This window comes from Rhizobium sp. USDA 3886, from assembly GCF_056279785.1.
Window position 1 is genome coordinate 278,016 of sequence record NZ_JBWCDC010000003.1, and the last position, 19,747, is coordinate 297,762.

Annotated in this window: 16 protein-coding genes and 3 pseudogenes; 9 read left to right on the plus strand and 10 right to left on the minus strand. The window is 60.5% G+C overall.

Going from position 1 to position 19,747, the window contains the following annotated elements:
• Window positions 1-84 precede the first annotated feature (84 nt).
• Window positions 85-1,407 (minus strand): NAD(P)/FAD-dependent oxidoreductase, encoded by a 1,323-nt coding sequence (locus tag ACZ9BX_RS24130; protein WP_476220587.1) that lies wholly within the window; start codon window positions 1,405-1,407, stop codon window positions 85-87.
• Window positions 1,407-2,813: an aminotransferase-like domain-containing protein gene (locus ACZ9BX_RS24135; protein ID WP_476220589.1), complete on the minus strand. Its 1,407-nt coding sequence runs from the start codon at window positions 2,811-2,813 to the stop codon at window positions 1,407-1,409. The genes ACZ9BX_RS24130 and ACZ9BX_RS24135 overlap by 1 nt, the downstream gene beginning before the upstream one ends.
• A gap of 228 nt (window positions 2,814-3,041) precedes the next feature.
• Here ACZ9BX_RS24135 and ACZ9BX_RS24140 point away from each other — a divergent pair, with 228 nt between their 5' ends.
• The 4 genes from ACZ9BX_RS24140 to ACZ9BX_RS24155 all read left to right on the plus strand — a co-directional run bounded on the left by ACZ9BX_RS24140 (window position 3,042) and on the right by ACZ9BX_RS24155 (window position 7,364).
• On the plus strand, window positions 3,042-4,124 hold the full coding sequence (locus ACZ9BX_RS24140; protein ID WP_476223021.1) for an ABC transporter ATP-binding protein: 1,083 nt from the start codon (window positions 3,042-3,044) through the stop codon (window positions 4,122-4,124).
• Window positions 4,125-4,224: 100 nt separating this feature from the next.
• Entirely contained in the window at window positions 4,225-5,226 is a 1,002-nt protein-coding gene (locus ACZ9BX_RS24145) for an ABC transporter substrate-binding protein (protein WP_476223022.1), read from the plus strand.
• A 69-nt stretch (window positions 5,227-5,295) separates the two neighbouring features.
• Window positions 5,296-6,552: an ABC transporter permease gene (locus tag ACZ9BX_RS24150; RefSeq protein WP_476220591.1), complete on the plus strand. Its 1,257-nt coding sequence runs from the start codon at window positions 5,296-5,298 to the stop codon at window positions 6,550-6,552.
• On the plus strand, window positions 6,552-7,364 hold the full coding sequence (locus ACZ9BX_RS24155) for an ABC transporter permease (RefSeq protein WP_476220593.1): 813 nt from the start codon (window positions 6,552-6,554) through the stop codon (window positions 7,362-7,364). Before ACZ9BX_RS24150 ends, ACZ9BX_RS24155 begins: the two co-directional genes overlap by 1 nt.
• A 17-nt stretch (window positions 7,365-7,381) precedes the next feature.
• Here the strand turns inward: ACZ9BX_RS24155 and ACZ9BX_RS24160 are convergent.
• Both ACZ9BX_RS24160 and ACZ9BX_RS24165 read right to left on the minus strand, forming a co-directional pair.
• A pseudogene (locus ACZ9BX_RS24160) lies at window positions 7,382-7,555 on the minus strand (DUF2092 domain-containing protein); the annotation flags it as partial.
• Window positions 7,556-7,773: 218 nt separating this feature from the next.
• The gene (locus ACZ9BX_RS24165; RefSeq protein ID WP_476220594.1) at window positions 7,774-9,591 is read right to left on the minus strand and encodes an adenylate cyclase; all 1,818 of its coding nucleotides are present in this window, start codon (window positions 9,589-9,591) and stop codon (window positions 7,774-7,776) included.
• 171 nt (window positions 9,592-9,762) lie between these two features.
• Between ACZ9BX_RS24165 and ACZ9BX_RS24170 the strand changes: the two are divergent.
• Window positions 9,763-9,966: pseudogene (locus ACZ9BX_RS24170) on the plus strand (DUF1254 domain-containing protein); the annotation flags it as partial.
• A 52-nt stretch (window positions 9,967-10,018) separates the two neighbouring features.
• The gene (locus ACZ9BX_RS24175) at window positions 10,019-10,252 is read left to right on the plus strand and encodes a DUF1214 domain-containing protein (RefSeq protein WP_476220595.1); all 234 of its coding nucleotides are present in this window, start codon (window positions 10,019-10,021) and stop codon (window positions 10,250-10,252) included.
• Between the two features lie 80 nt (window positions 10,253-10,332).
• On the opposite strand, the gene ACZ9BX_RS24180 is transcribed toward ACZ9BX_RS24175, so the two are convergent.
• Both ACZ9BX_RS24180 and ACZ9BX_RS24185 read right to left on the minus strand, forming a co-directional pair.
• Window positions 10,333-10,713: a hypothetical protein gene (locus ACZ9BX_RS24180; RefSeq protein WP_476220597.1), complete on the minus strand. Its 381-nt coding sequence runs from the start codon at window positions 10,711-10,713 to the stop codon at window positions 10,333-10,335.
• A gap of 44 nt (window positions 10,714-10,757) precedes the next feature.
• Window positions 10,758-11,096 (minus strand): DUF2147 domain-containing protein, encoded by a 339-nt coding sequence (locus ACZ9BX_RS24185; protein ID WP_132558614.1) that lies wholly within the window; start codon window positions 11,094-11,096, stop codon window positions 10,758-10,760.
• A gap of 398 nt (window positions 11,097-11,494) precedes the next feature.
• Here ACZ9BX_RS24185 and ACZ9BX_RS24190 point away from each other — a divergent pair, with 398 nt between their 5' ends.
• Window positions 11,495-12,562 carry an IS110 family RNA-guided transposase gene (locus ACZ9BX_RS24190; protein WP_476220599.1) on the plus strand — a complete coding sequence of 356 codons (1,068 nt, stop codon included), beginning with the start codon at window positions 11,495-11,497 and terminating at the stop codon, window positions 12,560-12,562.
• A 271-nt stretch (window positions 12,563-12,833) separates the two neighbouring features.
• The gene (locus ACZ9BX_RS24195) at window positions 12,834-13,103 is read left to right on the plus strand and encodes a hypothetical protein (protein WP_476220600.1); all 270 of its coding nucleotides are present in this window, start codon (window positions 12,834-12,836) and stop codon (window positions 13,101-13,103) included.
• 273 nt (window positions 13,104-13,376) lie between these two features.
• On the opposite strand, the gene ACZ9BX_RS24200 is transcribed toward ACZ9BX_RS24195, so the two are convergent.
• Genes ACZ9BX_RS24200 through ACZ9BX_RS24210 form a run of 3 tightly spaced genes read right to left on the minus strand, consistent with a single transcriptional unit; the run spans window position 13,377 to window position 18,603 of the window.
• Window positions 13,377-16,448 (minus strand): efflux RND transporter permease subunit, encoded by a 3,072-nt coding sequence (locus tag ACZ9BX_RS24200; RefSeq protein ID WP_476220601.1) that lies wholly within the window; start codon window positions 16,446-16,448, stop codon window positions 13,377-13,379.
• On the minus strand, window positions 16,445-17,530 hold the full coding sequence (locus tag ACZ9BX_RS24205; protein WP_476220603.1) for an efflux RND transporter periplasmic adaptor subunit: 1,086 nt from the start codon (window positions 17,528-17,530) through the stop codon (window positions 16,445-16,447). Before ACZ9BX_RS24205 ends, ACZ9BX_RS24200 begins: the two co-directional genes overlap by 4 nt.
• Window positions 17,527-18,603 carry an efflux RND transporter periplasmic adaptor subunit gene (locus ACZ9BX_RS24210; RefSeq protein ID WP_027511488.1) on the minus strand — a complete coding sequence of 359 codons (1,077 nt, stop codon included), beginning with the start codon at window positions 18,601-18,603 and terminating at the stop codon, window positions 17,527-17,529. The genes ACZ9BX_RS24205 and ACZ9BX_RS24210 overlap by 4 nt, the downstream gene beginning before the upstream one ends.
• 124 nt (window positions 18,604-18,727) lie before the next feature.
• Between ACZ9BX_RS24210 and ACZ9BX_RS24215 the strand changes: the two genes are divergently transcribed.
• Window positions 18,728-19,345, plus strand: a complete 618-nt coding sequence (locus ACZ9BX_RS24215; RefSeq protein ID WP_476220604.1) for a TetR/AcrR family transcriptional regulator — start codon at window positions 18,728-18,730, stop codon at window positions 19,343-19,345.
• 104 nt (window positions 19,346-19,449) lie between these two features.
• On the opposite strand, the pseudogene ACZ9BX_RS24220 reads toward ACZ9BX_RS24215, so the two are convergent.
• Window positions 19,450-19,734: pseudogene (locus ACZ9BX_RS24220) on the minus strand (polyphosphate kinase 2); the annotation flags it as partial.
• Window positions 19,735-19,747: the final 13 nt, after the last annotated feature.

Below are 19,747 nucleotides of genomic sequence, written 5' to 3' on the forward strand. Positions count from 1 at the left end.
CAAACTGGCCATGTGGCACCGACCTGTAGATCGAACCTAGCGAAACACCTCGGTCGCTTTGGCAAAGAGGATTGCAGGCGCGCGTTACCTCCGTCCGCCAAAACGGCTAAACCGATCCGGGCGCAATGGGCTGAGATCTATTGCTGGCTTCCTTTTCGAGATAAGATCGACCACCAGCAGGCCAGTGATGCCTGCGAGCGTCAGCCCGAGATGGCCATGCCCGAACGCATAGGTCATATTCGGCGATGTCGGCGAATTGCCGACAACCGGCAGGGAATCCGGCATGGACGGACGAAAGCCGAGCCATTCCCTCGTGCCTTCGCCAGCCGCTGGCAAAAGGGTTTGCACCCCGTTGCGGATCATCGCCGTGCGGCCGCGATTGGGCGGCGCTTTAAGACCTCCAAGCTCCACCGTCCCGGCTGCGCGCAACCCATCGGCCATCGGCGTCATGTAAAAACCGTGTTCCGGATAGCAGACCGGGCGTTTCAGGAGAGCCCCCGCAGCAGGAAACAGAACGTGATAACCTCGTTCTGTATCGAGCAGAACATCATCGCCTATCTTCCTGGCAAGTGCGCGCGACCAGGCACCGCCGGCAACCACAGCATGATCGGCCTGTAATTCACCGCCGGAAACCCAAACGCGGATACCCGTCTCTGTTGCCTCAAGCCCGCTGGCTTCGCCGCTTACAAACGTACCGCCCCGCCTGACGACCGCCTCAGCAAGGGCAAACGCCAACAGTCTGGGGCTTGAAAACGTATAGGCGTCGCGAAACAGGACGCCGCGTTGGTAAAGAGGAGCGAGATTGGGTTCCAGGTCACGAATTGCTGCCTTGTCCAACCGATCTAGGGCGACGCCATGCCGCTCGCGAAAGCTAGCTTCCGGTTCCGCTGCCTGAAACTGCGCCTCTGTCTTATAAAGATAGAGGCAACCGTCACGTCGCTCCAGCGCTTGCGCGCCTGACTCGTCGATCAGCGGGCGCCATGCGGCATCCGATTGCGCAAGGAGGTTAGAAAGCACAGTTGCGATCCGCTCGACTTCGGCCGTACCGCTTGATGCCAGAAATGCACGCAGCCAAGGCGACAGATGCGGCAGGTAGCGCCAGACGATGGCCAAGGGGCCAAGCGGGTTGAGAAGCATCCCAGGGACGCGCCAAGCAACGCCAGGCGTCGCCACGGGCACGACGCTGTGGGGCGCGACCGTACAGGCATTGCCGTAGGAACAGGCCTGTTCAAAGGATGCGTTGCCAAGCGGTGGTTCACGGTCGACGAGCGTGACACGATGGCCAGCCTTCTGCAGCCATAGCGCTGAACTGAGGCCGACAAGACCGGCGCCGATCACCAGCACATGCCGTCGTTCCGTTTCGGGCAAGGGCAGCAATCTCAAACCTATCGCGCCCGGCTGCTGCATCAGACGTGCCCGATCAGCGCGCGGGGGCGATCGGCGAGCGTGGAGGCGATGATGCGCAGCGCCGTCGCCAGTTCCTCCCGCGAGGAAGCACAACCGATATTGACGCGGACGGCATGCTCGACCGGCTGCCTGTCACAGGCAAAGGCCGCGGCGGGCATGACGGCGACGCCGTGGGCGCGCAGGTTGGCGGTGAAATCCTCCGCCCGCCAGGGTGCTGGCAATCGTAGCCAGATGAACATGCAGCGCGGGTCCGATGCAAATGACTGGCCCGAAAGGATGGTCGTCACAAGCGCGTGGCGTGGCGACAGTTCGGCAAGCTGCGCCTTCAGAATGGCGTTGGCGGTGCCATCCTCCAACCATCGGCTTGCAATCAGGAGCGGCAACGGCGCCGGCATCCAGGCGGTGGTGCGCACCGCTTCCGCGGTCACCTGCGCAAGGCCCGGCGGGCAGGTCAAATAGCCGACGCGCAAGCCCGGCGCCAGGGCCTTGGACAGGGCCGAGATATGGTAGGTCCGCTCCGGCGCAAGCGTGGCGAGAGCCGGCGCGCGCGCGCCAAGCATCGGTCCATAGACATCGTCCTCGATGATCGCCACATCGTGGCGCTCAGCGACGGCGACAAGTTCGCGACGCCGCGCCTCGCTCATCGTCACGACGCTTGGATTGTGCATCGAGGGAACGGTGAATACCGCCCGAACCGTTTCCCGGCGGCAAACTTCGTCGAGTTCGACCGCGGACATGCCCTCATCGTCGCTGCTGATACCGACGATCCGGAAACGGAACATCTGTGCGAGCGCCTTCAGGCCATAATAGGTGAGCCGGTCCGAGACGATCACGTCGCCCGGCTCAATCAGGCTACTGATTGCCGCCAATAGCGCGTGCTGGGCACCGCTGGTGACGACAATATCATTGGCGGAGGGTTCGAAGCCGTTGAGCGCGATCCAGCGCCGGCCAGCGGCGCGTGCCCAGGCGGCCCCTTCCGGTGGCTGATACTCCTGTAGTTCCCTGAAGCGGGGATCGGCGGAAAGCTTAGGCAGTGTTTCAGCCAGCCGTTTCTGGAAATCATCGACCGCCGGGCGGTTGACGGTGAGGTCGATGACACCGGCAGGCGTCGTCGCGCGGTCGACGCGCGGCATCGCACCTTCCGTCATCACTATCGTGCCGCGACGCGTGCTGCCGACGACCAGGTTAAGGTTCTGCAGCTCGCGATAGGCCTTGGTCACGGTCGAGACATTGACCGAGCGCTCCTTCGCGAGGTCACGTTGGGGCGGCAACTGGCTTCCGGGCGAAAGCTCACCGGAGCGGATCTTGGCCTCGATCTCGCTGGCAAGCTCCAGATAGGCCGGTCTGCGTGGCTGTCGCTTCGGATCAGCGCTCTTTGTATGGTTTTTATCCATTATCCGTGTCATACAAACTTCCGCATCTGAGACCATCCGCCACACCAAGCGAACGCATTCTTTCGTGTGTTTCACGCTATTTCCTCGCTGTTACCACTTTTTACAGCAAATTTCGAGAGGATACTCACTCGCCGGACAAAAATATTTGTGTGGCTTGACAAAACAACTACGAGCGAGACAATATCGAACAAACACCGAGACAAACGGCAACGAACCCGGCCGGTGACTGGAGAATATCTCATGACCGAGCGTTTCATCGCCTTCGAGGGCGTGCGCAAATCCTATGACGGCAAGAGTTACGTCGTGCGCGGGCTCGATTTGCATGTTGCGCAGGGCGAGTTTCTCACCCTGCTCGGACCTTCCGGCTCGGGCAAAACAACGACGCTGATGATGCTTGCCGGGTTCGAGGCGCCGACCCACGGCACCATCACACTCGACGGCAATCGCATCGACAGCGTGCCGCCGCACCGCCGCAATATCGGCGTCGTCTTCCAGAACTATGCCCTCTTCCCGCACATGACCGTCGGCGAAAACGTGGCCTTCCCCTTGAAAATGCGGCGGCTTGGCAAGGCAGAACTAACAGAGCGCGTCCGCCGCGCGCTGGATATGGTTCGCATGGCAAGTTTTGAGACGCGGCGGCCCAACCAGCTTTCCGGCGGCCAACAGCAACGTATTGCGCTGGCCCGCGCGCTGGTGTTCGAGCCGCAGCTTGTACTGATGGATGAGCCGCTTGGCGCTCTCGACAAACAACTGCGCGAGCATATGCAACTAGAAATCAAGCATCTGCACGGCCGCCTCGGCATCAATGTCGTCTATGTAACACACGACCAGAGCGAAGCGCTGACCATGTCCGACCGCGTTGGTGTCTTCAATGACGGCACGTTGCAACAGGTCGCCTCACCGCATGCTCTGTACGAAACACCGGCCAACCCGTTCGTCGCCACCTTCATCGGCGAGAACAATGCGATTGCCGGCGAAGTGGTCGAGCTTTCCGGACAGAATTGCCGGATCAGAACGACCGACGGCTCGGTTATCGCAGCACTGGCCGGCGAAGGGCTGAAGCAGGGAGCCCAATCGACACTGGTGCTGCGGCCCGAACGCATCACACTATCGCCTGCACTCGGAAGTCCAAACTGTTTCACGGCCAAGATTGATGAACTGATCTATCACGGCGACCACCTGCGGCTGCGCGTCCGGGCCTGCGGCTGCGACGACGTGCGGGTGAAGGTGCCCGCAACGCAGGCACACAGCTTTCAGGCATCGGGCGCCGAGATTGGCATCGGCTGGGCGCCGGAGGACTGCCGGGCATTGGCTCTATCCTAAGCACAACGTCCGTCGCGACTGACTGAATTCAACCAGAACAGGGGAACTGAAAATGAACCGCATATCGCTTTTGCTTCAAACATCCGTGCTTTCCCTCACCATGATCGCACCCGCACTCGCAGAGGAGACGTTGACGGTCACGTCCTGGGGCGGCGCCTACACCAAAAGCCAGGAGCAGGCTTTCTTTACGCCCTTCTCCAAGGAAACCGGAGACAAGATTCTCCAGGACGAATGGGATGGCTCGACCGCCAAGTTGAAGGGTATGGTCGAAACCGGCCAGGTCACCTGGGATGTCGTCGATGTCGAGCCGGGGCATGCCTTGCAGGGTTGCGATGAAGGATGGCTCGACGAAATCGACTACTCCAAGCTCGGCGGCAAGGAAGCCTTCATCGAAGGCGCTGCTATGGATTGTGCCGCAGCGACGATCGTTTTCGGCACGATCTACGCTTATGACGCCGCAAAATTCCCAAATGGCGGCCCTACGACCATGGCCGACCTGTTCGACACGCAGAAATTCCCCGGACCCCGCGCGCTGCGCAAGGCGCCGAAGACGACGCTCGAATTCGCGCTGATCGCCGACGGCGTCGCGCCCGCCGAAGTCTACGACGTACTCGGCACGCCGGAAGGCGTCGATCGCGCCTTCAAGAAACTCGACACGATCAAGAAGGACGTGAAAGTCTGGTGGACGGCAGGCGCGCAGCCGCCGCAGCTTCTGGCCGACGGCGAAGTGCTGATGACAACCGCCTGGAACGGCCGCATCTACGATGCCGTCAAGAACAGCGGAAAGGATTTCAAGATTGTCTGGGACGGCCAGGGCATGGACTTCAACCTCTGGGCCCAGCCGAAGGGTTCGCAGCACAAGGAGACGGCCGATAAGTTCATCGCCTATACGATGAACCCCGACGTTATGGCCCGGCAGTCACAGTACATCTCCTATGGCCCGACGCTGAAGGCCGCGATTGCCAAGATTCCGGCCGACATCCTGCCTGACCTTCCGACAGCTCCGGAAAACACCAAGACTGCTTTCGTGGTTTCGGCGGAGTTCTGGGCCGATCATGACGAGGAGCTGACCGAGCGCTTCAACAAGTGGCTGGCGCAGTAATCCTCTCTTCGGGCAGGCCTCTTCTCCCGGGCCTGCCCGCCTCCTTCTTTACGAATGAAGGCGCTTGCCATGGCGATCACGCTCACAGATGAAGTCGTCCGGAATGCAGTCGACACGGCCGCCCTCAGCCGCCGGCTGCGGGGTCTGCGGCGCAAGGGGCAACTGAGAGCGCTGCTGTTGGTCGCACCGCTGATGCTTTTTTTGCTGACGATCTTTGTCCTGCCGATCGGCATGCTTCTGACGCGAAGCGTCGACAACAGCGACGTGGCGCGGACGCTGCCGAGCACCGTAGCCGCACTTGCCTCCTGGAATCTCGAGGCCGTACCTGACGAGACGCTCTATGCCGCCTTCGCCGCCGACCTGAAGGCGTCGCCGCGCGAGGATGTGGCCGAGGTCGCCAAGCGACTCAACTATTACGAAACCGGCATGCGCTCGATGCTGCTGAAGACGGCACGCACGATCCGCAATGCCGAGGCGCCCTACAAGGACGCCTTCATCGCCATCGATGAGCAATGGGGCACACCACGCTACTGGCTGATCTTGAAGCAGGCGATGCCGGAACTGACCGATTTCTACCTGCTCGCAGCCCTCGACATGAGCCGCAACGAGGCCGGCGCGATTGCCGGTGTCGCCCCCGAAAACGCCGTGCATGTCGACGTGCTCCTGCGCACCTTCGCCGTCAGCGCCTCCGTGACATTGCTCTGCCTGCTGCTCGGCTATCCGCTGGCAGCGCTGATCGCCCGCTCGAAAGGCGCTGTCGCCAATACTCTGTTGATCCTCGTGCTCCTGCCCTTCTGGACGTCCCTTTTGGTGCGCACCAGCGCCTGGGTCGTGCTGCTGCAGAGCCGCGGCGTGGTCAACTCCGCTCTTGCCTGGCTCGGCATCATCGATCCATCGCAGCCGCTGGAGCTGATCTACAACCGCATCGGCGTGCTGATCGCTATGACCCATATCCTCCTGCCTTTCATGGTGCTGCCGATCTACAGTGTCATGAAGAGCATTCCGCCGGTCTATCTGCGCGCTGCCTCATCACTCGGTGCGCCGCCACTATCGGCCTTCTGGCGGATTTATCTGCCGATGAGCATGCCGGGCGTCAGCGCCGGTGGGTTGCTCGTCTTCATCCTGGCGCTCGGCTATTACATCACCCCGGCGCTCGTCGGCGGCCCGCGCGACCAGATGGTCAGCTATTACATCGCCTACTACTCCAACCAGGTGACCAATTGGGCCATGGCCGCAGCACTCAGCGCCATTCTCCTGGTCGCGGTGCTCATCCTTTACGCCATCTACAACCGCGTCGTCGGTATCGACCGTCTGAGGATAGGCTGATGAACCACTCGCTCTCTTTCACCCGCCTCTTCCCGGTATTGCTTTGGCTTGCCGGCGGTGCCGTGGTCCTCTTCCTGATCGCACCGATCATCGCGATTGTGCCGTTATCCTTCAACGCGGAACCCTTCTTCACCTATCCGATGCCCGGCCTGTCGCTGCGCTGGTACGAGGAGTTCTTCTCCTCCGACGTGTGGCAACTGGCCCTGAAAAACAGCATCATCGTCGCCGTCTGCGCGACGCTGTTGGCAACCGCGCTCGGCACGCTGGCGGCCATTGGCCTAAGCCGGCCGGACTGCCCCTTTCGCGCGACGCTGACCGCCATCTTGATTTCGCCGATGATCGTTCCCGTCATCGTCTCGGCGGTCGGCATCTACTATGCCTTTGCTGCGGTCGGTCTACTTAACAGCCTGACCGGTTTGGTCCTTGCCCATACCGCAATCGGAGCACCCTTTGTCGTCATCACCGTGACGGCAACGCTCGCCAGTTTCGATCACAATCTGATGCGCGCCGCCGCGAGCCTCGGCGCGACGCCGGTTGAAGCGGTGCTGCGCATCATGCTGCCGATCATCGCGCCGGGTGTCGTGTCAGGGGCACTGTTTGCCTTCGTCACCTCCTTCGATGAGGTGGTGGTTGCGCTCTTCATCGCCGGCTCCGAGGAACGCACCCTCCCCCGTCAGATGTGGAGCGGCGTACGCGAGACTCTCAGCCCCACGATTGCTGCCGTTGCGACGTTGCTGATCCTGTTCTCGACACTGTTCCTCGCCAGCATCCAGTGGCTGCAGCGCAGGGCGGAACGGCAAAAGCTGATGTGAGCAACAGAAAAACCTCTGCCGGGGACCTCGACCTGCGTGTAGAGATTAGCGTCCTTGCCGAACAGCGCCACGGTCTCGCCGTCGAAGACCATCTCGACTTTGGCGAAGCCGCCCATTCGTGTCGCACGCAACTTATCCGGCCGTCCCAACTCGATCTTGCCGGAACCGGCCAGCAGCAGCTTCCGGTGATCCACAACACAGGCGCGAACACTGCGGATGAAAGCATGGTTCTCATAAACATACTGATCATCGACCTATGCCTCTCGTTGCGTGGCATGCGGCAATCGCCGACTGACGACTGTCATCGGCGAAACTCTACGTGCAGATAGAGCGAAACGCCGTAACATCTGGTATGCACTGGGCAGTGGAACCCGTGGAATCCGTCCATACGGCGAGGCGGCCAAAGGGCTCAGAGGCCGTTTGACGCGGGGGACGCCAGGAGCCTGGCTTCGACGTCCACTGCATCCGGCACGGACAGGCCAGCCTTGCGAAGCGAGGCGATCATGCGGATATTGTCCTTCGGCTGGATGTTGCGCTTCCTGTTCTCTTCGATGACGTCGCGGATGTACTCAGGACGCATCTTCATGAAAACCTCTCCCTCGCGCTTCGCATCGTCGATCAGGCCAGCCTCGGCATAGATGGCGGCTGCAACGGCATGAAACAGAGGGAACTTCTGCAGGTCGGCTTTCCGGATTAGGCTCACCGCCTTTTCGTGATCGTTGAGCATATAGGCGGCAAGCGCGCGTGTCCCGTTATAGTAACCGGCCCCGCCAGGGTTCAGTGCAAGCGCCCGATCAAGCAAATCCGCCCCCCGCCTCCACTGCCCGCACATGGCAACCCGCGTCCCGAACTCTGCCAGCAGTTCCGTGTCGTTGGGGTTGGTCGCCAGTGCTTCGTCGCCGACCTCGAGCGCTTCGGTCAGTTGCTGGTTGAAGAACAAGGCAATCATCAGAGATTGAAGCGCGCGCGTGTTACGCGGTTCGATGTCGATCGCGCGACGGGCAGCGCTCAGCGCCCGTTCCATCGGCGCTGGCTGGCCGGGCTTCAGGTTGTACCTGAAGCGGTCTTCATCGAGATAGGCGATAGACAGCATGGCCCATGCCGTCGCATAGGTCGGGTAGCGTCCGACGGCGCTTTCCAGGCAGGCACGTGCCGTCAGATGCGTTTCCGGACTGAGTTCTGCGCGGTAGGCGTAGAAGCGAAGGGTGCAGTCGTAGACGCCAAGGTCGTCCGGGGGAGGGTTGGCCGTCACGGCCTGCGCAATGATGCCGTAAGGCTGGGCGACGGCCGTGGCGACCTTGCTTGCGACGTCGGACTGGATGGTGAACAGCTCTCGCGTGGTCAGATCGTCATCGTAGTTCTGCGACCAGAGGATCGCACCGTCCGATGTGTCGACAAGCCGAGCCGTCACCCGAACCCTCGGGCCTGACACCCTGACGCCGCCAGCGAGCAGATAGCGAGCGCCGAGCCCGCCACGCACTTCCGACGCCTGCACTTCCGGTGGAAGCGATTTCGACGTCTCGCGCCCGAACACTCTGATCTCCTTGAACCGGGGCAGTGCGGTCAGCAACTCCTCGGTCAATCCGACGGTATATAGCTCGGCCTGCGGACCATCACCGAGATTGGCGAAGGGTGCGATCACCAGGGTCGGTTCGTCAGGCACCTCGATGACGTTGGACTGTCTCGCGCCGGCGACGAAACGGTCGGTTGCCCAATACGTGAGCGCCGCCGTGCAGACGACACCGACGAGACCAGCAAGGATCGGCAACCGGGGCCGCAGCCAGCCTTGGCCAGGGCGCTTGCCGGGATTCTCGACTGCGGCTTCCTTGCGGTCCGTGATCGCCGCATCGTTCCATGCGAAAGACGGAGCATAACCGCCTTTCGGGATGTCGATCTTGATGGGATCGCGCTGTCCGGCGACGAGATAGTAGCGCTCGAGAGTGCGCCGCAGCCGCCCCGCTTCGATGCGGACGACAGGATCGTCCTGGGTGAAGCCATCGCTGCGCTTGAACACCTCGACCGCGACGGTATAGCCCTTCAGGCGCTGTGCGCGGCCAGACAGTGCCTCCTCGACAACGAAGGTTAGAAACGCTGCGCCACGTCCGGCTTTCGGAAACTCCGGACTGGAAATAATACGTGCGAGTTGCGCGCGAATCTCGTCCGGACCCGGCGACGGACATGGTAACGGCTCCGCGTCCCCGGACGCGTCTGTCACAGAGGTGTCCATAACTCGCTCCCCCTCACGCCCTCAGGCGCAGCAATCACAGATTTAATTAGCGTGCCCAGTGTAACCTACGCCACCAAGGCGGCCCCGTCCAGAAACATAGCAAGCCTTCATGAACGTTATTGTTGAGCTGATCCGATTCACTACCGCAGTGGTGGGTACGGGTATCGGGGCATGTGGGTCGACGGCAACACCTACAATTTCGGCTATATCGGCACGTGCGCCACGGGGACCGAGGCGGGCGACTGGTGGTCGGCCCCGATTGGAAAGGTGAAACGCCCGATAGAGATCAAGAAGGTCTTCCAATCGACGACGCCGTTCACGCCCGCGCTCATCCGCCCTCAACTCTTCATTCCCGACGACATGCCGAACGTCGAGTTAATTCAGCATAGAAGACGCGGGTTTCGTCCGCCTCTCCGTCGCAAGGTTGTTGCGATACCCGCGTGCCGGCAGCCAAACATGCCCATCGCCCGCTGCCGAGGCCGACGCGGACGGCTCTACGACGATCTATTTCGGTCCGGAGCAGCCGGAGGGCGTGAAACGCGGCAACTGGATTCAGACGATGCCAGGCAGGGCGGGTTCACGCTCCTGCGCCTTTACAGGGCCGCTCGAGCCGTTCTTCATGAAGGAATGGCGGTTAAGCGAGATCGAACTGGTTCCCTGAGGCTGAAACAATATAAGAGGTCCGCGGGCGACGTGCGGACCTCTTATCATACCCCGGTTTGCGCAGCGGAGACCTTTGGGTCAGTTCGGGCAGACATCCCAGAAACCTGTCGTGCGGGCACTATTCGTATAGTACCAGCAATAGCCTGACTGCGGCGGTGACCCCGCGACGGACGCTGCGGCCGCGCCTGCGAGGAAGCCGACGGCAGCACCCGCTGCGATCGCTCCACCGGGCCGCCAGTAACGGTTTGGACTGAGGACCACGACACCACGTGGCCGACGGGTGGCGGCAGCGGCAGCGCATCCTCGGGGGCCGCATGCGGCAGCCGCGCAACCGTGGCGGCCACAGGCTGCGGCGGCCTGGCGGGCCTCGGCGGGAATCGCCGAGAAGATCGGTGCGCCCGCGAGGACGAGGGTTACGACGACGGTTGCAACGTTCAGCATGAGTAACAGAGGTTTCATCTGCTTGTCCTCGTTTCGTGCGAGAGGGGGTGAGGTTGGTTCCCTTAGAGACGGGGCCAGGTCTGCGATTCACAGAGGACCTTGAGGACGCAGCCTTTCATCTTCAAAGCACTGCCGGAGACCGTCAGCGAGCCGTCGTACGTCTTGTTGGCATCGGGATCGGTGATCTTGCCTGAATAGCTGCCATCCTTGCCGCTGAAAGTGCCGATCTGCTTGCCCGCGTGCTTGCCCGATTTCAACGTGATGCAGTAGCCGGCGCCACATGGAGCGATGGCGGCGGTGTCGCCCAGCTCAGTCTTCCAGTTGCCGATGATCGGGTCTCCGGCATGGGCGACGGTGGTGGTGATCGCTAGTGCGGCGGCAATGAAGATGATGCGTTTCATAGGATGCTCCTTCGGTTGCCGACCGCAACGGGCCGGCGTTTTGACGTGACGTCTTGAGCCTACGCGCGCTCGGCGTCGGACACCCGTAACATCTCGTATGCTCTGTGTGGGGAGGTTAGGGCGGTGTGTCTCGCATCGGGAAAAGGCGTCGCGCCGAAAGGCGCTAACTCGGTGTTACTGTAACTTACACCCCAAAACCGGAACGTTGGGGCATCATGCGATGCCGACGGCAAGTCCGTCATGCGGTAAAGGGTATTGGGGAGATGGCATGAAAGAGGCCGCGCCCGCTGAGAGAACGGATCACTGAGATGCAGGTGATGATCGAGGGACAGTCACGCTTCGAGCCTTTCGGCTTACCTTATTGGGGTTCGCAAGATCTCAATAAAGGAGTTGGAAGCATGACTGCCTCTTATAATTACCATATCGGCGTCGACTACCACAAATCCTATAGCCACTTGGTGGTGCAGGACAGCAATGGCAAGACGCTGAGATCCGGCCGGGTGAAGAACGACCGCCAGTCTCTGGGTGGGTTTCTGGAACGCTACCGGGAGAATTCGCATGCGGTTGTCGAGGCGACCCGCAACTGGATGGTGATCTACGATTGGCTCGACGACATTTGTGATGATGTCGTTCTCGCCCATCCCTGGAAGGTCAAGGCGATTGCCGACGCCAAGATCAAGACCGACAAGATCGATGCGACGGTGCTGGCGCATCTGCTCAGAGCCGACCTGGTGCCGGAGGCCTGGGCGCCGAACGACAAGGCCCGCGAACTGCGTGTCGCGTTGCGCGAGCGGATGTTTTACGTGCGGCTGCGGACGATGACGAAAAACCGTATCGTGACGGTGTTTGATCGTTATCCGGAGCAGACGGCGCAGTTGAAGAAGCTCGGCGACCTGTTCGGCAAGGCCGGCCGCGCCCAATTGGCTCAAGTGAACGTGTCAGAGATCGACCGCATCCAGATCGATCGTGGCCTCGACTTCATCGGCGACATCGATGTGCGGATCAAGCAGTCGGAGGCGACGATCCGGGCGATGACCAAGGCCAATGGCAACGTCAAGCTGTTGAAGACGATCCCCGGCATCGGCGAGTTCTTCGCCCGCCTGATCGATGCGGAGATCGACGACATATCGCGGTTCCGCAACCCGAAGAAGCTTGCCGCCTATGCCGGCTTGGTGCCGTCGACCTATTCCTCCGGCGGCAAGACCTTTCACGGCAAGATCATCAAGCAGGGCAACAAGTGGCTGCGCTGGGCTTTCGTCGAGGCGGTCGCCCCGGCCATCGCCAGCGATGCGCAGCTGCGCGCTCAGTACGAGCATCTGAAGTTCAGAGGAGTAAACAAGGCGCGTGTTGCCATTGCGCGCAAACTTTTGACGATCGCCTTCCAGATTCTGCGTGACCAGCGCGCTTACGAGCGGCGCGGTGAAAGCCCCATGGAAGGCGCGTCGACGATATCCCGGTTGTCCTGATGAATGCTTAGCGAGCCCGGCAGGACTGGGCTGCGCTCTTGGAGGAGAATGGGAAACCGGGAGCCGAACGCCATTCTGTGACCGAAGCCACAGGGCATCAGGGTCACGCATTGGAGCATGGTTCGAGAACCGAAGGACGGAACCAAGCTGTCCAGCGGGCGGATCAGATTTAGCCGATCGGCAAAAACGTCGATCAAACCATAACCGAACCCAAGGAAAAGCCGCCAGTTAAAGGCGTTTTGTCCCTTGTGTTCTTTCATTGGAGGCATACATGGGATACGACGTCGCTTTCGTGAAACGATGCTTTCTCGCCCGAGCCAGACTGATCGACGAACTCGCCGCGCGTGACGAAAGCTTCCGCGACCTCTGTTACGACTTCGCCATCGCGGAGGAAGTGAGACTGACATGGGAGACAGCGTCCGGGCCGGAGAGGGACGAGCGTCACGCCGAGTGCGTAGAACTTGTAGACTGCCTCCGGACCGAGATCGAGACGGCGCTCGATAACGCGGCTGTCGTGCCGTTCCACCGCCCGCGGCGATGAGGAACCGGCAAGGTCAGGGACTGTGCCTCCGCGGATCAGCCAACAAGCATCACAGGGTCGTAGCCACGGCGCGGCCAACTGCCATCCCGTGAGGACGCCAGCTTTGACGACGGGATCAAAGTTACCAAACCCAATTGCCTATGCGGTCCTCGTTGCTGCCCAGACCACCGCTGAAGTGGGTGCCAGTCGCGCCTCACCGACAGCCCTCCGATGTAAATCCAGGATCATCGTCTCCTACTGATCACTAAAATCCCTTTCCGACTGCCCCGAATGCTAGGGATGTGCGGGTTGCCGCTGCTCCAGATTCTCCTCCTTCGGTATTCGGAACCACGCCACATAGAGTGCCGGAAGGAAAAGAAGCGTCAGTGCGGTACCGACAACGATGCCCCCCATCATGGCATAGGCCATGGGACCCCAGAAGACTTCCCGGGAGATTGGAATGAGCGCGAGAGTCGCGGCGGCCGCCGTCAGCATGATCGGACGCATCCGGTGCTCGGTCGCCTCGACGACGGCGCGCCATGGCGCTACGCCTTCGCTCCGAAGCTGTTCGATCTGCACGACCAGGATGACAGAGTTCCGGATCAGGATCCCTATCAGCGCAAGCACACCAAGGATCGCGACAAATCCCATAGGCGCGTTACTGAAGAGCAGCGCTACAACCACACCGATAAGCGCCGTCGGTGCCACTGCGAACACTAGGAACAGCCTGCTGAAGCTTTGCAACTGGATCATGAGGATCGTCGCCATGGCAAATAGCATCAGCGGCGCGACCGCAGCGATCGGCCCTTGCGCCTTTGCGCTTTCCTCGACGGAACCACCGTTGGCGATGCTGTAGCCGGCTGGAAGGTCCTTGCGGAACGAATCGACTTTGGGTTGTAGTTCGTTGACGATGGTCGCGGGCTGTGTCGGCCCGACGACGGCAGCCTTGATGGTGATTGTCGGCGTGCGCGTGCGACGCCAGATCGTCGGCTGCTCCAGCTCGTAGCGGAAATTGGCAACCGCCGAGAGCGGTACCGATTTGCCGTTTGAGCCAGGCAGCTGAAGGTTCTGCAGTGTCTCGATGGAGCCGCGCTCCGAGGTTTGGGCCCTGCCGATCACATCGATGAGATAGATGTTGTCCTTGATCTGCGTAGCCGACGATCCCTCCACGATCCCGTTAAGGGTCGTTGCAATGTCTTGCGACGAGACACCCAGTTGCCGCGCTTTGTCCTGCAGAACATCGACCTTCACGACACGAGACGGCTCATTCCAGTCAAAGGTCATGTTGGAGAGTAGCGGATGCTCGCCGACGATGCCGGCAAATTGCTGCGCGATATCCCGAACCTTCTGGATATCCGGCCCGCTAATGCGATATTGCACAGGCTTGCCGACCGGAGGCCCGATGTCGAGGAGCTTTACGAACGCATCGGTTCCGGGGAAGGTTTTCGTCAGATAATCCTGCAGTTCGCTTTTGACCTTGTCGCGAACATCAAGCCCCTTGGTCACGATAATGGTCTGCCCGAAGGACACGTCGGGCGTCTGAACATCGAAGGACAGGATGAAGCGGGGAGCACCTTGTCCAACATAACTCGTCCAGTGCTCGATATCCTTGTTGTTCGCGAGCATCTCCTGCTCGAACTTGGCCATCTGCCTGTTCGTCTCGGAGATCGAACTGTTGTGCGGCAGATTCCAATCGACGATCAGTTCGGGTCTGTCCGAGGACGGGAAGAACTGTTGCTGCACCAGGCTCATTCCACCGATGGAGAGCGCGAAGGCCACGACTGTCGCGCCGATCGTGATCCAGCGCCACCGCATGGAAAGGGTCAATAGCCAGGAAAAAGCTCTCGCCAGCCGGCCTTTCTGATCATGATGCGACTTCATCGTCTTCGGAAGGATGCTCACGCCCAAAAGTGGCGTGAACAACACAGCGACGATCCACGAAACCAGGAGCGAGACGGCAATCACCACGAAAAGCGTGAAGGTGAATTCGCCCGCGGCACTGTTATTCAAGCCGATGGGAATGAAGCCGGCGACCGTTACGAGCGTGCCCGTGAGCATCGGGAAGGCCGTAGACGTGTAGACATATGTTGCAGCTTTTTTCAGATCGTCTCCTGCCTCCAGCCGGGCGACCATCATCTCGACGGCAATCATCGCATCGTCAACGAGAAGGCCAAGCGCAATGATCAGCGCGCCGAGCGAAATACGCTGCAGCGAAATGCCCGAATAGGCCATTACGAGGAACGTGATCGCCAGCACAAGGGGGATCGAGATTGCGACAACCAGACCCGCGCGAACGCCCAGGCTGATGAAACTGATCGCAAGAACAATGACAATCGCCTCGAACAGGGCGCGCGTGAAGCCCGACACTGCTTCGTCCACGACTTGCGGCTGATCGGAAACGCGTTGAACATCCACACCGATCGGCAGATCGGTCACGACGCGATCCATCTGATGGTCGAGTGCCTTGCCGAATTCCAGCAGATTTGCGCCGGTCTTCATGCCAATGGCGAGACCGATTGCGGGCTGACCGTTATACCTGAACAGCGACGACGGAGGATCAACATAGCCGCGTTTAATTGTGGCAACATCGGTCAGCGGAAAGAACCGGTCGTTGACACGCAGATTGATCGACTTGAGGCTTTCCTCCGACGTAAACTGACCGCCCACACGCAAAGCGATACGCTCGGGGCCGGCGTCAACGAAGCCCGACTGAGTGACGGCGTTCTGCGCCTCCAGCGTCTCGATAACCGATTGCTGGTCGATACCAAGGGCCGCAATCTTTCGGGTCGAAAATTCAAGATAGATCGCTTCGTCTTGCGCACCGATAATGTCCACCTTACCGACATTTTGAACGGTCAAGACTTTTGCGCGGGCGTCCTCGACAAGGTCGCGAAGCTGGCGCTGCGTGAGCCCGTCGCTGGTGAAGGCGTAGATATTGCCGAAAACGTCGCCGAAGCGGTCGTTGAAAAACGGACCCACGACGCCGCTCGGGAAATCTCCCTTGATGTCGTCGATCATGTTGCGGACGCGCACCCAGGTTGGGTTGACATCCCTGGCCTTCGTGGTCGGCAAGAGTTCAACGAAAATCGTTGTCCGGCCGGCAACCGTCTGACTGCGGGTGTAGTCAAGCGACTCCAGCTCTTCGAGCTTCTTCTCGATGCGGTCGGTGACCTGCTTGGTCACTTCCTCGGCGGATGCACCAGGCCATTGCGCCTGAATGATCATAGTCTTGATGGTAAACGCCGGGTCTTCTTCACGACCGAGACCGATGTAGGAAAACGCGCCGGCAAGGATGAAGACGATCATGAAGTACCAGACGAGCGAACGGTGCTCGAGCGCCCAGTCGGAAAGATTGAATTTTTTCACGGGTTTTCCCCTTGATCCACCCTGACAACCTGGCCGTCAGTAAGCTTGTGAACACCAGCGACGACGATGCGTTCGCCCGGATTGACTCCCTCAGCGATGCGAACCGCGCCTCCCTCGGCAATATCTCCGTCCATCGTGATCGCCCGAATGGAGACCTTGCCGGCTGCAGTATCGACGACCCAGACGTTCGGTTTCCCGTCTTTCATCAGCACCGAGGACGATGGCAGCAGGATCAGTGGCTGGGCGGCGATGGTCGCAGTTGCCGTCACGACCGAGCCCAAGCGAAACGCCGCGGGCGGATTGACAAGCGTTATCCTCGTGCGGCGGGTACGGGTCGTCGTCTCGGCTTCGGGTGCGATTTCTCTCACGACGCCGCTCGCGCGAATGGTTGGGTCTAGCTGGAGGGAGACCTCAAAGGGTGACCCCACTTTGAGGCCGTCGAAGCTCGCGTCCGGTATATCGATGACCGCATCCCGCTGATCGGGGCGGGCAATGGTGGCGATGCTCTGGCCTGCCGCGACAACTTGGCCCACTTCCGCAGAGGTGGCCGTCACAACGCCATCGAATTCTGCGCGAAGCTGCGCATAGCTTAGTTGTTCTTCGGCCTTGTCCAGATTGGCCTGCGCTTTTGCAACGGCAGCAACAGCACTCCGCTGTCCCAGTTGAGCCTCTTCGAACGCGGCCTCGCTTCCGGATCTCGTTTCGGTCAAACTCCGCTGGCGCTCTTCCGTGGAGACGGCATTTGTCAGCTGCGCCTGCGCATTGGAGAGCTCGGACTGCGCGCTTCTGAGCGCAAGCTCCAGCGCCAGCGGATCAATGGCGGCAACGACGTCACCTTTCTTGACAATGTCGCCGACGCTGACTTTGCGGGCTATCACCCGCCCGAGGACGCGAAATCCAAGCTCGGTCTCGATCTTGGCCTCGACCGTGCCTGGCAGGCTCAGGGACAAAGCGGCTGTTGATTTGGCGACAACGGAAAGAACGGGGCGGGGCGGCTCCTCACGCGCTTCATCCTGCTTCTGGCAAGACGACAGCAGCAACGGCCCAAGGAGCAGCAGGCCGGGTGTCACTCGGATACTCATTTCGCGGCTTCCTTGTCATATGAGACGACCTCGTTGGGCCGTAGGAATTTGGTACCATCGGATACGACGATTTCACCTGGAGACACACCCGCGCGCACGGCGAACCGACCGGTCCCATAGCTGGAAACATCCACCGGCCGGATGGACACGCTGGACGACGACGGGTCCACGATCCAGACGGCCGGATGGCCATCCTTCGAGGTCATTGCCGACCACGGCAATTCGATTGTGTCCTGTGCGATGGAACGGAAGGAGCCGACGACCGGAGCGCCAAGCTGCATGTTCGGCGCCCCTTCGAGACCCACCTTCACCCTGATTGTTCCCGTCGACGCATCGATGGTCGGCGAGATTTCGCGTACGGCCGCATCTATTTTCTGGGATGAACTCGAAAGCAGGCCGACCGTGACATTGTTCTCAAGCTTTCGTCCGAGATAGAGGGATTCAAAGACGTTGAAGACCGCGTCACGCGGTCCTTCATGGGCAAGCGTGAAGATCCGTTGCGCGGCCTGCGCGACCTGGCCGATCTCGGCGTTTCGCGCCGTGATCACCCCGTCGGCATCGGCACGCAATTCCGTGTAAGAGAAAGCGTCTCGCGCTGTGTCGAGCTGGGCTTGCGCCGATTCGACGCTTCCTTGGGCAGTCAGCAGCGCCTCCTGGGCCTGATCAAGTGCTGCGCGGGTCGTGACTTGCGCCTTGAAAAGATTCCGCTGCCGGTCGAATGCCAGCTGGGCTTGCGTCTGCTGGGCTTGGACTGACTGCAGGTTCGCCGTGGCGACATCCAGATCGGCCCTCTGCTCTTGAGCGTCGATGCGCGCAAGCACCTGCCCTGCCTTTACGGGCGCACCGACATCGACCAGACGCTCGACAATCCGTCCACTGACCCTGAAGGACAGGTCGCTCTGCACGCGAGCGCTTATCTCGCCGGTAATGAAGTTGACTTCTGCGACAGGCGCGGTCTTCACCACGACGGTCTCGACCCTCTTGGACTTCACCTCATTCGTGGCCTGCTTCTCGCACGACGAAAGCGCGACTGCGCCCATGGCCAGCAAGGCGGCAACAAGGATAGTTCTCATGAATTGACCTCTTGCATCAGTTGGCGCATTCGATATTATTGACTGACCTATTAGTCAATAGAACTCGGCAAGAAATTGTCCTGGCGCCGAGCCACGGAATGACAAGGAGCGCTCAAGGTGAGACATGCCTGATACGAAGAAACTGACGCGTGCGGAGCAGAAAGCTCGCCGCCCTGCACAGATTCTCGATGCGGCCTTTGAAGAGTTCGTGGAGCGCGGCTACGTGGCGACACGCGTCGAGGATATTGCCGAAAGGGTCGGGGTAACGAAGGGGACGATCTATGTTTATTTCGAAACCAAAGAGCAGCTTTTTGAAGCGATGATCCGGCACATCTCGGTGCCCTTCGAAGATCTCTTGGCTAGCGCCCACGAACTGAACGGAACCTGTGCGGAGCGACTCGAAGGGTTTATAGCGCTAGTCTACGACCGCCTTGTCGAGAACCGCAGACTGCGGGAGTTGATGAGGTTCGTCATCGCGGAAGGATCACGCTTTCCCCAAGTCGTTGACCGGCACCACCAAGAGTTCATCGACCCGCTCAACGCGCATTTGCAGTCCCTCATCGATGAGGGCGTGAAACACGGGGAGTTCCGGCCGGCGCCAGCCGCATTCGCTGACGCGGTAGCGGCTCCTGCTATCGCCATGCTGGTCTTCAAGCTCATCTTTGGTGACCGACGAATTTTGGATAAGACGACTTATCTGGAAGCACATGTCGATCTGATTTTGCACGGTTTGATGGCTTGACTGCTTCATGTGCCCAAAATTAAAGGGTAGGCAGCTGCGATTGCGTCTTATTTCAGCACCCAGAACAGCCTTGGTTGACGCTTCCAACGCGGCCAGGAGCAGCGTCAATATTTCGACGGTACATAGAGCTCCGGCGGAAGGACCTTGCGTTCGTAATTGGGATTGAACACCCGCTCGGGAAGCGTGATGTCGTCGTGCGGTACGTCTTCGTAAGAATCTGCGTGAGCAGGTGATCGATGCAGTTGAGTTGCCCTCGACGATGTACCAGGGCGCCTCAGGGATGTTCGTGCGGGCGAAGGTTTTCCTTGGCCTCGGTCTAGGGCTTCCCAGCGTACGCGCGATTGCAGGTCCATCGGCGACAGCTTCCACTACTTCAGGGGATCGTGGATCGGTACAGCACCA